This is a genomic window from Aliarcobacter cibarius, assembly GCF_013372265.1.
GTDB classification, from domain to species: Bacteria; Campylobacterota; Campylobacteria; order Campylobacterales; family Arcobacteraceae; genus Aliarcobacter; species Aliarcobacter cibarius.
Genome location: NZ_CP054051.1, coordinates 2,257,824 through 2,271,923, shown reverse-complemented (window position 1 = coordinate 2,271,923; position 14,100 = coordinate 2,257,824). Strand labels below are relative to the sequence as shown.

13 protein-coding genes are annotated in these 14,100 nt (G+C 25.6%); 5 read left to right on the top strand and 8 right to left on the bottom strand.

Annotated features, from left to right (window positions below; all coding sequences use genetic code 11):
• From ACBT_RS11375 to ACBT_RS11360, 4 genes are read left to right on the top strand one after another with little or no spacing between them, the layout of a single operon-like run.
• The gene (locus ACBT_RS11375) at nucleotides 1–1,191 is read left to right on the top strand and encodes a TolC family protein (RefSeq protein WP_024774328.1); all 1,191 of its coding nucleotides are present in this window, start codon (nucleotides 1–3) and stop codon (nucleotides 1,189–1,191) included.
• Complete coding sequence (locus tag ACBT_RS11370) at nucleotides 1,188–2,168, top strand: efflux RND transporter periplasmic adaptor subunit (RefSeq protein WP_024774329.1); 981 nt, start codon at nucleotides 1,188–1,190, stop codon at nucleotides 2,166–2,168. Before ACBT_RS11375 ends, ACBT_RS11370 begins: the two co-directional genes overlap by 4 nt.
• Nucleotides 2,169–2,170: 2 nt before the next feature.
• The gene (locus tag ACBT_RS11365; RefSeq protein ID WP_024774330.1) at nucleotides 2,171–5,251 is read left to right on the top strand and encodes an efflux RND transporter permease subunit; all 3,081 of its coding nucleotides are present in this window, start codon (nucleotides 2,171–2,173) and stop codon (nucleotides 5,249–5,251) included.
• Nucleotides 5,252–5,308: 57 nt separating this feature from the next.
• Nucleotides 5,309–5,869, top strand: a complete 561-nt coding sequence (locus tag ACBT_RS11360) for a YceI family protein (protein ID WP_024774331.1) — start codon at nucleotides 5,309–5,311, stop codon at nucleotides 5,867–5,869.
• A 53-nt stretch (nucleotides 5,870–5,922) separates the two neighbouring features.
• On the opposite strand, the gene ACBT_RS11355 is transcribed toward ACBT_RS11360, so the two are convergent.
• The 5 genes from ACBT_RS11355 to ACBT_RS11335 are packed head-to-tail and all read right to left on the bottom strand — an operon-like array spanning nucleotide 5,923 to nucleotide 11,260.
• A complete protein-coding gene (locus tag ACBT_RS11355; protein ID WP_024774332.1) occupies nucleotides 5,923–6,399 on the bottom strand; it encodes a phosphatidylglycerophosphatase A family protein in 477 nt (158 codons plus the stop codon).
• Nucleotides 6,399–7,289 (bottom strand): DNA-binding transcriptional response regulator, encoded by an 891-nt coding sequence (locus ACBT_RS11350; RefSeq protein WP_024774333.1) that lies wholly within the window; start codon nucleotides 7,287–7,289, stop codon nucleotides 6,399–6,401. Before ACBT_RS11350 ends, ACBT_RS11355 begins: the two co-directional genes overlap by 1 nt.
• Nucleotides 7,286–8,410 carry a bifunctional 2-C-methyl-D-erythritol 4-phosphate cytidylyltransferase/2-C-methyl-D-erythritol 2,4-cyclodiphosphate synthase gene (locus ACBT_RS11345; RefSeq protein WP_024774334.1) on the bottom strand — a complete coding sequence of 375 codons (1,125 nt, stop codon included), beginning with the start codon at nucleotides 8,408–8,410 and terminating at the stop codon, nucleotides 7,286–7,288. Before ACBT_RS11345 ends, ACBT_RS11350 begins: the two co-directional genes overlap by 4 nt.
• 56 nt (nucleotides 8,411–8,466) lie before the next feature.
• Nucleotides 8,467–9,288 (bottom strand): HDOD domain-containing protein, encoded by an 822-nt coding sequence (locus tag ACBT_RS11340; RefSeq protein WP_034218397.1) that lies wholly within the window; start codon nucleotides 9,286–9,288, stop codon nucleotides 8,467–8,469.
• 10 nt (nucleotides 9,289–9,298) lie between these two features.
• A complete protein-coding gene (locus tag ACBT_RS11335; protein WP_024774335.1) occupies nucleotides 9,299–11,260 on the bottom strand; it encodes a hypothetical protein in 1,962 nt (653 codons plus the stop codon).
• Nucleotides 11,261–11,440: 180 nt separating this feature from the next.
• Between ACBT_RS11335 and ACBT_RS11330 the strand changes: the two genes are divergently transcribed.
• On the top strand, nucleotides 11,441–12,613 hold the full coding sequence (locus tag ACBT_RS11330) for an Mrp/NBP35 family ATP-binding protein (protein ID WP_024774336.1): 1,173 nt from the start codon (nucleotides 11,441–11,443) through the stop codon (nucleotides 12,611–12,613).
• Between the two features lie 70 nt (nucleotides 12,614–12,683).
• Here the strand turns inward: ACBT_RS11330 and ACBT_RS11325 are convergent, their stop codons facing one another.
• From ACBT_RS11325 to ACBT_RS11315, 3 genes are all read right to left on the bottom strand, one after another.
• Nucleotides 12,684–12,941, bottom strand: a complete 258-nt coding sequence (locus tag ACBT_RS11325; RefSeq protein WP_024774337.1) for a hypothetical protein — start codon at nucleotides 12,939–12,941, stop codon at nucleotides 12,684–12,686.
• 89 nt (nucleotides 12,942–13,030) lie between these two features.
• On the bottom strand, nucleotides 13,031–13,711 hold the full coding sequence (gene hisIE, locus ACBT_RS11320) for a bifunctional phosphoribosyl-AMP cyclohydrolase/phosphoribosyl-ATP diphosphatase HisIE (protein WP_024774338.1): 681 nt from the start codon (nucleotides 13,709–13,711) through the stop codon (nucleotides 13,031–13,033).
• On the bottom strand, nucleotides 13,711–14,088 hold the full coding sequence (locus tag ACBT_RS11315) for a hypothetical protein (protein ID WP_024774339.1): 378 nt from the start codon (nucleotides 14,086–14,088) through the stop codon (nucleotides 13,711–13,713). Before ACBT_RS11315 ends, hisIE begins: the two co-directional genes overlap by 1 nt.
• Between the last annotated feature and the right edge of the window lie 12 nt (nucleotides 14,089–14,100).

The following is a 14,100-nucleotide window of genomic DNA, read 5'->3' as shown; positions in this document are numbered from 1 at the left end:
ATGAAAAAATTAGTTTTTATTCCACTAATACTTGCTAGTTCTTTATTTTCAACATCCATTGAAAATATAGTTGAAAAGAGTTTGCAAAATAATTTTGATATAAAAAGTCTTGAAAATTCTATTCAAATTGCTAACTTTCAAATAAAGCAAGCAAAGAATTGGGAAAACCCAATGTTAAGTTTTAAAGCAAACGATATTATGTTGAATAAAAACTATATAAATGACCAAAAAGAGTATGGTATTGAGTTATCTCAAGCTATACCTGTTGGTAATAAGCTGGAGCTTGAAGAGAGTATTGCGAAAAAAGAGAAGATATTACAAGAACAAGCTTTAGAAGATAAAAAATTAGAATTTGAATCAAAAATATATTTATATTCTTACACAATTCTAATTTTAGAGAATAGATTAAAATTACTAGATGAGTATCAAAAAAATCTAAATCGTTTAGAAGAACTTTATACAAAACTATATTCATATGACAAAGCATCTTTAAATGAGATATTAAATACACAAATATCAAAATATGATTTGCAAATGCAAATAAACGAGCTTAAAACTACAAAAGATAATTTATATTTAAATTTAGAGCAACTGAGTTATGAAAAGATAGATAAAATTGATGAAAGTTTAAATATAAAAGATATAAATAAACAAAAAGTAGAAGAAGCGTTAATATTTCATCCAAAGATACAGACACTTCAAACAACAAGTCAAAAATATAAAGATACAGCAAAATTAGAAGAAGCAAAGAAATTTTCAAATGTAACTTTAGCTTTAGAATATATGCAAAATAAAGAACAAGATTATGCAAATGTTACAGTATCTATGCCACTACCAATTTATAATACAGAAAATATTAATAAATTAAAAGCAAATTTAAATACAAATGAAACTAATAATAAATTAGATAGTCAATTTCACAATTTAAGATTACAAACAAACATTTATTTAAATTATTTAGATAAATATAAAACTAACTATAAAATATTAGAAGAGAAAATAATACCCTTAAAAAAGAAAATGCAGAAAGTTTTAGAAGAGTTTATTGAATTTGATAAAGAGAGTTTAAAAGAGAACTTAAGTAGCTTGAATGAATTGATTGATTATGAAATAAAAGCAAGTGAACAACTTGAAAAATATTTCGAAAACTACAGTGAATTGATATATTATTCAAATAAAGGTGTAAAATGAAAAAGATATTTTTGACTCTAATATTTATAGCTATAACTCTTAATTCAAATCTAATAGATGCTAAACAACTTTTTAATATTGAAAAAGTAAAAGTAAAGAAAGAGAGTTTTAAAGAATCAAAAGAGTTTTATGGGATTACAAAATTAAATGAGAGTAAAACTATAGATATTGTTAGCAGATTTGATGGATATATTACAAATTTAAATGCAAATAAAAATTATATGAATATTAAAAAAGGTGAAAGTTTATATACTATTTACTCAAGTGATATTGCATCAATAAAAGCTGAAATTGAAATAGCAAAGGATTTAAATAAAAATTTATATGATAAAGCAAGTAGTAAATTAGAAAATTTTGATATAAAAAATTCAAAGTTTATAAACAATGAAATAGTTATAAATTCCCCTATTTCTGGAATAATCACACAAAAAAATATAAATAATAAAAGTTATGTTGAAAAAGGAAAAACTCTATTTCAGATTTCATCATTGGAAGATATCTGGTTTGTAGCTTCTATATACCAAGAAGATTTGAATTTTATAAAACCAAATATGAATTCAATAATTAAACTTGATGGAGTAGAAAATCCAATTTCAGCAAAAGTTGATTTTATATATCCAGTTTTTAATGAAGAGAAAAAAACAGTAGATATAAGATTTGTTATAGAAAATTCACAAAATAAAATTTTGCCTTCAATGTTTGGGAAAGTAAAAATAGAAAAAGAGAGTAAGGAAATTTTAGTTTTACCAAAAACTGCAGTTATAAAAAAATCAGAAAATTATTATGTATTTATTCCAAAAGAAAATGGGCAATTTACTCCTAAAAAAATTGAAGCAAAAAGATTAAATGGTGATAGATATGAGATTTTAAGTGGATTAAATATTGATGATGAGGTTATAAATAATGCCCTATTCTTATATGATGCAGATGCTATGACAAATAGACTTTATGATGAAGCCTCTGATGAGGAGTGGTAAGAATGGTTGAAAAAATAATAGACCTGAGTGTAAAAAATCGTTTTATTGTAATTTTTATAACTATATTGCTAACTTTTGGTTCAATATATGCTATAAAAAATACAAGTTTAGATGCAATTCCAGATTTATCTGCAAATCAAGTAATAATTGAAGTTGAATGGCAAAATCAAAGTGCAAAGACAATAGAGGAGCAAATAGCATATCCATTAATTTCAAATCTTATGAGTCTTCCAAAAATAGAAACTATAAGAGCTATGAGTAGCTTTTCAACTTCTATGATATATGTAATTTTTAAAGATGGAGTTGATTTATACGATGCTAGAAGTAGAATTTTAGAACAATTATCAACATTACAAGGAACATTCCCTTCTTTAGCAAAAGTAAAATTAGGTCCAGATGCTTCAGGTGTTGGTTGGGCTTATGAATATGCACTAAAATCAAAAAATAGAAGTTTAGATGAACTTAGAACTTTACAAGACTACTTTTATAAATTTGCACTTTTAGGAGTTGATGGAGTTAGTGAAGTTGCATCAGTTGGAGGATATGTTCGAAATTATGAGATTACAATAAATCAAGATAGATTAGTGCAATATGATTTAAGTATAGAAGAAGTAAAAGAAGTAATTACTAGAAACAACAATGATAGTGGAGCTAGAGTAATACTTGAAAATGGATACGAACAAATTATTAGCGCAAGAGCCTATTTAAAATCAAAAAAAGATATTGAAAATATAACAATAAAAACTCAAAATAATGTACCTTTAAAAATAAAAGATATAGCAGAAATAAATTTAACTTCAAATGATAGAAGAGGAGTTGCTGAGTTAAATGGTGAAGGTGAAGTTGTTGGTGGTATAGTGGTTACTAGATATGGAGTAGATGTTCATAGTGTAATCAAAAATGTAAAAGCAAAATTAAATTCACTTAATGTTGATGATGTTGAAGTTGTTGAGGTTTATGATAGAACTTCTTTAATAGATGCTGCTATAGATACTTTAAAAAGAACATTGATTGAAGAATCTATTATTGTATTACTAATTATTGCCCTATTCTTATTTCATTTTAGAAGTGCATTAATTATAATAATTACACTTCCTTTAACAGTATTGATAAGTTTTTTATTTATGAAACTATTTAATATTGGTTCAAATATTATGAGTTTGGGAGGAATTGCAATTGCAATTGGAGCAATGGTTGATGCAACAATTGTAATGGTTGAAAATGCGCATAAACATCTTCAAGGAAGAGAAAATATTACAAAAGAAGAAAGAATAAATATAATTTTATCTTCGGCAAAACAAGTTGGGCGACCTATTTTCTTTGCCCTACTTTTAGTTGTAGTTTCCTTTTTACCAATATTCGCACTTAGTGGACAAGAAGGAAAACTATTTTCACCTCTTGCTTTTACAAAAACATTTGCAATGCTAAGTGGAGCAATACTTTCAATCACCCTAGTTCCAATTTTAATGATATATTTTATAAAAGGTAAAATAATAAAAGAGGATAAAAATATTTTAAATAGATTTTTCATAAAAATCTATTCACCTCTTTTAAAATTGAGTTTAAAATTCAAATACATAGTGGTTACTATATTTTTTATAATTTTAATTTTTTCTATTTATGTATATTCAAAACATAAATGGGAATTTATGCCAACACTAAATGAAGCAACTTTTATGTATATGCCAGTAACTCCATATGGAATAGGAGCTGATTTAGCAAAAGAGTTGGCACAAAAGACAAATATGGTTATAAAATCTTTTCCTGAGGTAAAAAATGCTTTTGCAAAAGCAGGACGAGCTGCTACTGCAACTGATCCTGCACCACTTGCAATGCTTGAAACTATTATTACTTTTAAACCACAAGATGAGTGGAGAGAAGGTATGACATATAAAAAATTAATTGAAGAAATGGATAAAAAACTTCAAATTCCAGGACTTATAAATACCTGGACATATCCAATTAAAGGTAGAATTGATATGCTTTTAACTGGTATTCGAACACCTTTGGGAATAAAATTGTATGGTAAAGATTTACAAATTTTACAAGAAGAAAGCTCAAAAATAGAAAATATTTTGAAAAAATATGAAGGCACTATGAGTGTTAGTGCAGATAAAATAAATCAAGGATATTATTTAAATATAAAAATAAATGAAGAAAATTTAAGTAGATATAACATAAGTAAAAATACTATTCTAGAGACTTTGAGTTTAGGAGTTGGTGCTGAACAATTAACTCTATTTTTAGATAATTTAGAAAGATATCCTATAAGTTTAAGGTATCAATCAAATCAGAGAGAAGATATAAAAGTATTAGAAAATCTTCAAATTAAAACAGATTTAGGGTTTAAACCACTTAAGACTTTTGCAACTTTAATATATGAAGAGAGTCCATCTATAATTCAATCAGAAAAAGCTCTTAAAGTTGCATATGTTTATATTAGTCCAAAAGCAGATTATTCTATAAAACAGTACAAAGATGATACAAATGAACTTTTAAAAGATATAAAACTATCTGATGGTTACTATTTTGAATGGTCTGGTCAAAGTGAATTTCTAGAACAAGCAATGAATAAATTGACATTTATTATCCCAATAGTTTTAATGTTTATATTTATTTTAATTTATATGGCATTAAAAGATTTAAAATATACATTAATAATATTTTTAACTCTACCTTTTGCTCTTAGTGGAGGAATATTTTATATTGATGCATTAGGATTTAATATTTCAATTGCAGTAGTTGTTGGATTTATGGCACTTTTAGGAGTTGCTGCTGAAACTTCTATCGTTATGATGCTTTATTTAGATGAAGCATATAAGCATATTAAAGAAAAAACAGATTTGGCATTAAGAGAATCAATTTATCATGGTGCCGTTTTAAGACTTCGTCCAAAATTGATGACACTTTTTGCAATATTAGGTGGACTTATTCCTATTATGTATATTAATTCTATTGGAAGTGAAGTTATGCAAAGAATTGCTGCTCCAATGATAGGTGGAATGGTTAGTTCTGCATTTTTAACACTTTTTATAATTCCAACAATTTTTTATCTGGCAGTAAAAAAAGGATTAAATGATTAATTTAGTATTAACTATAAAACATTAAGATTAATAACAAATTACATTAAGGAGAATAAAATGAATTTAATATCGAAAGTTTCTGCAACATTATTTTTAACTGTAGGTTTATTAACTGCAACTGAATATAAGGTTGATAATGCACATACAAATGTTGGATTTACTGTTAAGCATATGATGATTACAAATGTTCATGGTAAGTTCAATGCATATAATTCTGTTATTGATTTTGATGAAGTAACAAAAACATTTAAAAAATTTAGTGCAACTGTTGATACAACATCGATTGATACTGGAATTGAAAAAAGAGATGCTCATTTAAAAAGTGATGATTTCTTTGCTGTTGAGAAATTTCCTAAAATGATATTTGAGATGACATCTTATAAAGCAGATGGTGATGAGGGAAAAATGACAGGAAATTTAACTATTAGAGGAATTACTAAACCAGTAGTCTTAGATGTTGAAGATATTGCTGTAATTGGGAATAAAGTTGGTTTTTCACTTGAAGGAAAAATCAATAGAACAGATTTTGATTTAAAATGGAACAAAGCTATTGAATTAGGTGGAGTAGCAGTTTCTGAAGAAGTAAAAATCAAAGTTGACGTAGAAGCAGCTAAATAAAATTAGCTATATAAAGATTAAGAGCATAATTTTATATTATGCTCTTTTAAAATTTAGATTATAAATTTATCTATTAATTGCCACGATAAAGCTGTACAGATTCCAGCAAAAATTCCAGCAATAACATCATCTCCCATAACTCCTAGACCACCTTTAACATTTCTATCAATTCTACCAATAATTGATGGTTTATATATATCAAATAATCTAAAAAATATAAAAGCAAGAGGGGCAGTAAAAAGAATATTTTCACTAGTTAATCCACAAATAGAAAGAGTTAACCACATACCGGCTAGTTCATCTATTACTATTTCACTACTATCATGGATACCAATTTCTTTTTCATAAATATCTATTTGTTTAGCAGCAATCACTGTTATTAAAAGTGATAATAAAAATAGAGTTGATGGATGCATAATCTCTAATAAAAATAATCCTAAAATAAGTGATACGAAACTACCAACAGTTCCTGGTGCTTTTGGACTAAGTCCACTAAATCCAACAGTTAAGAAAAATTTTCTAAGTTTCATTATTTCTTCTTTTCTATTTCAAGTTTTTTTCTCTTTTCCCAAAGAGATTTTCTTGAAATTCCAAGTTTTTTTGATAATTCAGTATCAGGATATTTATTTTGATAAGTAGTTACCATAAGTTTTACATAATCATTTATTGACATGATTTGTGTATTATCTAGCATTTTTTTATCATTATTAAACACAATCTTTCTATATGGAAAATCGTCTTCTGTTTCAAGAGTAGAAATAACACAATGTTTATCAGCAATTTGTTTAATAAGCTGATCTTTTATGTTTCTTTTTAATACATGGAAATCTGTAAGATAGATTATTATTTTATCATCTAAGTTAGCTAAACTTTTTTGCCAATTACTAGAAGCTAGCGAGATAAAGCTAATAGGTAAATCTAATTTATTTGATAGTTGAAAAACTAATTTGTCAGAATAACTTTGACAATTTGTCTCAATTAAAATAGGGAAAGATAAAGGTAATGTTATTGAACTTGAATCAATATCACTCATTGTAAAATTAAAATACTCTTTTAAAACAGAAAGTTCTCTTCTCATACTTCTACAATCTTTATAATGATAAATTTTTCTTACTAATTCATCCATTAAAAATGGTTTCATAATATAATCTTTAGCTCCTAATTTAATAGGCTCTGTTACAGTTTCATCAGATATATACGAAACTAAAAGTAATATAATTGAACTAGTAGCATACTTTTTTATAATTGCTTTATAAATAGCAGATGGTAGTGAAGTTGAGATTAAAACTGTATCATAATCTTTTGTTAAATTATCAATATTTATGCTTTCTACATAGTCACAACTATGTCCGTCATCAAGTAATCTTGAGACAATTTTTTGTGCTAAATAAATTTCATTTTCAATAATTAATATATTCATTTTTCCATCCAATTATAATATTTTAAATTAGCAATACTTTGTACTGCAACGCCCTCTTCTCTTCCAATAAAACCAAGTTTTTCAGCTGTTGTAGCTTTTATATTTATAAATTGTTTTGAAAGATTTAAAAGTTTTGAAATAGAACTTTTAATATCGTTTTTAAATGGGTTGATTTTTGGTTTTTGAGCAATTATTGTTAAATCAATATTTACTATCTCATAACCCACACTATATATAAAATTAACAATTTTTTCTAAAAGTATTTTTGAATCAATACCTTTATAAATATCATCTGTATCAGGAAAAAACTCTCCAATATCACCAGCTCCAGCAGCTCCTAAAAGAGCATCTATTAGAGAGTGAATTAGAACATCTCCATCACTATGTGCCTTAAATCCGTATTCGTAAGGAAGTTTAATTCCTCCTAGAAACATTTCTTTGTTATCTTCAAATGCATGAATATCAAAACCAGTTCCTGTAAAAAAGAGATTAGAAGGCTCTTTTAGACAAGGAATTTGTTTTATATCATCACCAAAAGTTAATTTTTTACTAGAAATATCACCTTTTATATAAAAAACTTGGTGACCACTGTTTTTAATTGCACTACTTTCATCTGTAAATTCAATACTAGTATTTAACGCATTATTTAAAATTTGTGTAACTGATAATTGAGGAGTTTGTATTAGTTTTACTTCATCTCTATTTATAGTGTTATTCTCATAAATAACCGTATCACTAACATCTAAAATAGGTACAATGCAATCAGCTTTTGATTTGTTTTGTAAAAGTTCTTTTACAACAAGTTCTGGTATACAAGCTCTTGCTACATCGCTTATCATTACATATTTTGATTTTACAACTTTTAAAGCATTTTTTATTGATTCTTGTCTAGAGATTCCACCTTCAACATAGATATAATCATCGTTGAAATTTTGCATATAGTTTAATTCATCTTTATGAGAAACAACAATAGTTTGATAAAAGTTAGAAAAAGAGTTTAATCTATTTGTAACATTTAGCCACAATGGCTCATTATCAACTCTTAACCATTGTTTTTTACAAGATTTATCAAATCTAGTTGAATTTCCTGCACATAGTACTACTAAAGTAACATCTAGCAATTTTATCCTTTGAGTAAAAAAGTTACAAATTTTAGCTAATTGTTACTTAATAGAACTTAAGAATTCTTGAAAATAGTAGATTTTATAGATTCTATAGAATTTAAGAATTTATCAACATCAAAGTTATAAAGTACAACTTTATTTAATGCTTTTTCAACATTTTCATCACTAAGTGGATATCTAATATCACATAATATTTTTATAATTTGAAGGATTTGAGCTTTTTGCTTAAAAGAAGGTGGACAATTATTTATATCTAATGTAAATGCTATTGGAAAGATTATATTATGATTTAAATTCCATTTTTTGAAAATATTTGCTGTAATTCTTGCACAAGAATAACCAGTGAAGGATTCTTCAACCAATGAAATATCTTTTGACTCTTCAATTTCTTTTAAAAACTCTTCAGTCTTTCTTTCTTCTTGAATTACTGTTGAGATTATAAATTTCCCTACTTCTTGTAAAAATGCAGGAAGTAATAACTCTTCTTTTAAATTAGTATCAATTTCTTCTACCCAAGTATTAATAATATTACTAGCAAGAGAACTAATAAACAAAAAATCTTCAATTGTTGCTGCATATGCAACTAAATTTGCTTTTAAATTATGTGCAATACTTGAACCGATTGCAATAGAGATAATAAACTTTGTACCTAATAAATTAATAGCCCTACTTAAAGTATCTACCTTTGATCTAAATCCAAACATACTAGAATTTGAGATTTTAAGAATATTAGCAACTATCAAAGGGTCTTTTTGAAGAATCTTCATTAGTCTTTGTGTGTCCATGCTATCTTCATTTTTAAATTCGTTTAGTTCAATAATATATGTAGGAAGTTCTGGAAGATTATTTAATTCTTTTATTAATTGTTGTTTCATATAATTTTCCTTAAAATACTAAATCATCATCTAAATAGTAGTTTGCAGAGATTTTTGATGTTTCTTCAAATACTTTTTCTAGCTTGTCTTGAATAAAGAGTTTTGAAGAATTAAAAATTTTATTAAAAATTTCTTCATTTATTTTTATATATAAAAATATTGCACTATCTCTAGAATTAATTATATATGTGGAATCTTCAAGTTCTAGTTTATTGACAAATGTTTTTGAACCGTCATTAAATTCTATATCTACAATATTAAAGAATAGTTGTTTTACTAAAACATCTTTTATGAAAATAATTTTTTGCTCTTTAGTTGAATTTTTTGCAAAAAAATGACCACATAATATTTCAAGTTTAGTAACAACTTTGTTAAAATAGTTTTCTATTAATTTAGTATTAATCTCATTAGATAAGATTTTAAGGTATTTAATAATAGCTAAATTTTGTTTCGAGTAATTATTTTCTATAATGTCATAACTATTAATTAATAAAGATACAATATATAATTCTTCTATCTTTTCATCTTTTACTTTGTTTATACAAAATAGAGTTCCTATATTTAGATATATTTTTGTTAAAATAGAACGAAGATGTATATCCGCATTATTATTCATACAATAAGCTACTATTTTTTCTAAAAGAGCTATATCTTCATCTTTAACTAAAGTTTTTTTCATCGTTTTTGAAACATATAAATCAAGAATGGATAGTTTGAAAAATTCTTGGTAACCGTTTCTTATTGGATTTGAATTTGTTAAAATATTTACTATATGTGAATATTTAAATTCTTCAATATCGTCTGCGAAATACAAAATTCTATAAATAGTTTCAATATTTTTGTTATTTAGTTTGTTCTCGTTTAGAATGAAATCTTCTAAAACATAACAATAATTTTGTTTTTTATCAAAAGTCATATCTGAAGTGTAATTTAGAATTAAACAATTTAATAAATCAGTTTTTATTACTTCAAAATCTTTTGATATTAAGTTGTTTTCAAATAAAGAAAATCTTTTATAGAATGACGAAATAATTTTTCTAAACAGATGATTTTTTAGATAAATTTGTGAATCAATATTCTTTAGTTTTTTAATTAGTTTTAAGATAAAAATAGCTGAATAATTTTTAAATAATAAAAATTCTGTCTCATAATCAAGTTCATTTTCAAATCCAAAATTATTATTCTTTGCTAATTCAAAACCATCTTCTTGTCTATAAAAATATAATAGGAATTCATCAAAAGTATTATTCAAATCATTTGAATCAATTTGAATTTTTTCAAGATGAGAGAACATATATAAATATCTTCCTAGAAGAGTATTAATTCTACTTAATTGAATATTATTTAAAAGAATAGTGTACTTCACTATATTTACACTTTCAGTTATTAGTTCCAGGATATTATGTATTGAACGATTTCTTAAAATATTTGTAGAATTAACAATTGACAATTGAAACAACGTTTTTAGAAGAATCATATATGTGTCAAAGGATACATCAAAAAGTTTGGCATTATTTTTAAAAAAATCTAGTAAATTAGTTTCATAAAATCTAAAAAGATTTGATATTGCTTTTAAATTATAGTTATAAGATGAATCTAAAATATTTTCAGTAGAACCAATTGCGGTTATAGAGACTAATATATTTATATCTTTTAGAATATGATTTGTATCATCTGTCACAAGGTTAGACAATTTTTTTTCAAGATAAAGATTTATATCTCTTTTTAGTGTTATATTGTTTAAAAATAGATTTTGTAAATCTGTTGGTAATTTTATTCCTTGTTTTTGTAAACTTAATGCATAATTTATAATATGAAGGTGATTTTTTTCTTTTGGCCCTATTAATTCATTTTCATCTTTTAAAATATTATATTTTGTGATTATTTTTGAAATTTCGTAAATGTGATTTTTCTCTTCAATTTCATTTTTTGAGAAGAATAAAAAATCATCCTCATCATCATTTATTTTCAATTTATTGTTCCTCGTTTAAAATTAGTAAAATTGTATCAAATTTTGACTTCTATTCATAGATAATTATATAGTAGTTTAATTGTTTTTTGACTAAGATACGAAGATTATATATATGTTATTTAAGACAAAAATTATCCTATTTAAAATATAATTTTAACAGATCAAAAAAAGGAATGATTTATGAATATAGAAAATATTAAAAAATCTTTAGAAAATGTTAAATATCCTGGCTTTTCAAAGTCTATAATTGATTTTGGATTTGTAAAAGATATAAAAGTAGAAGATGAAAATTGTACAATTTATTTAGATATAACTTCTACTTCAAAAGATGTTGAAGATGAATTAAGAAGAGAAATTCCAAAAGTTCTACCTAATTTAAACCTTACTTTATTTTTCAACAAACCAAAAGAAGAAGTGCAAAAAAGTAACAGCGTAAGTGGACAAAATATAGCTCCTCAAATTAAAAAAATAGTTATGGTTAGTTCAGGAAAAGGTGGGGTTGGAAAATCAACAACAACTGTTAATTTAGCTATTGCTACAGCTATGCAAGGTAAAAAAGTTGGTATATTGGATGCTGATATTTATGGACCAAATATTCCTAGAATGATGGGAGTTAATGGAAAAGAAGTTGAAGTTGTAGGAAATAAAGCAAAACCTTTAAATGCCTATGGAGTTGATATTATGTCAATGGGTGTTTTAATGAAAGAAGGAGAAGCTGTTATTTGGAGAGGTGCTATGATAATGAAGGCAATCCAACAGCTTTTAAGAGATATTTTATGGGAAGAACTAGACATATTATTTATTGATATGCCTCCAGGAACAGGTGATGCACAGCTTACTCTTGCTCAAAGTGTACCTGTAAGTGCGGGAATAAATGTAACAACTCCTCAACATGTTGCACTTGATGACAGTAGAAGATCTTTAGATATGTTTCAAAAACTACATATTCCAACAGCTGGAATTATAGAGAATATGAGTGGATTTATCTGTCCAAATTGTAATACAGAAAGTGATATTTTTGATAAAGGAACTTGTGAAGAGTTAGCAAAAGAGTATAAAACTCAAGTTTTAGGAAGTTTACCAATTGAACCAGCTATAAGAAGAGGTGGTGATAGTGGAAAACCAATCGTTTATTTTGAACCAGAATCAATCACAGCAAAAAGATATATGATGGCTGCTGAAAAATTAATAGTTATGTTAGACTCTCAAGAAAGTAATGATGTTTCAAATGAGGCAATCCAACCAATTATGCCAGCAGGAGTAAGTGCATGTTCTCCTGAAGGACAAAAAATAAAAGCTGAACATGAGGCTAAAAAAAGTGGTGGATGTGGAACAGGATGTGGTTGTAAATAACTAAATAAAAAAAGAGGAGAAGTATAAAAACTCCTCCTCTTTTTAACTAAATATGGGTTCTAAATTTTATTCAGCCACACTTATAATACTCTTGAAATAATTCTTCTACTTTTTCAAGTACTAATTCTTCATGCCAGTTATGTCTTTTGGCAAATGATTTGATCTCAGTCTCTTTTTGCTCTTCGTTACAGAAAAAATATAATTTTTTTACAAAAGGTTTTGGTACAGAGATTGCAATTTTTTGAAAAAAGTTCTCTTTGCATTCAGCAGAACAAAAAACTTTTGATATAGGAATTTTTTTAGAGCAACATTGACAACTATTTGTCATAATAACTCCTTTAATTGTTTTTTAATGTTGGAATTATAACAAGTAAGTATTAAATGCAACTTAGTTGTATAAGAAAATTTAATAATTTTCTAAACTTTTCTTGAATTCTTTTCTTCTATCCCAGAAATCCCAAATCTTCTTGCAAGTTCTTGTTTTACTCTATCTGGACTTATATTCTTACTTGCAAGTGCCACTAGTACATGGTACGTAATATCAGCTGCTTCGTATATTGCTTCATCTGTATTGTTATCTTTGATTGCAAAACAAAACTCCCCTGCTTCCTCAACAATTTTTTTAAGCATAGAATTCTGATTACCATTTAATAGCTTTGAAGTATAAGATTTAGTTGTATCTTCATTTTTTCTTTCTTGTATCGTATGATAAAGTGTATCAACGATTCCATATGCAGATGTTGTATTGATTTTTACATCTTCAACTATTTCATTTGATTCAAGTTTAGTAAAAAAGCAAGTTTTTCTACCTGTATGACAAGCTACACCATTTTGTGTAACTTTTAGCAAAATCGTATCATTATCACAATCTACTAAAATATCATCTATTTTTTGAGTATGGTTTGAACTCTCACCTTTTTTCCAAATTCTTTGTTTACTTCTACTAAAATAATGAGCATAACCTGTTTTAAGAGATAATTCTAAAGCCTCTTTGTTCATATATGCAAGCATTAAAACTTCGTTTGTAGTACTATCTTGAGTAACTACTGGAATCAAGTTGTCTATTTTTTCCCAATCAATTTTATTTAATTGTTGCATTAATTTATACCTTTAAATTTTGTTTCTACATCAAATTTTACTTTTTCAAGTTTTCCTGTTTCTTCGTTAAGTTCATATTCAAGTCCTAACTTATAATCTAAATCATAATCTTCATTGCCATTATTATATTTTAATATAGGAGCATATTTATTACTTAAATTATATTTTTCTTCTGTATATGAAGGTTTTATCTCCAAAATATTTAAAATGGGAGTATCTTTAAAAACCATAGATTTTGGTTCATCTATTTTTTGTTTTGAATTTACCAGATTTTTTTTAGTTTCTTTTGGAGATTTTATTTTTTCTTGATTTTCTAATTTTATATCTTTTGCAAAAATAGGAGAGAAGATTATAAAAATCATTAAAAAAATTTTCATAAACAATCCCTT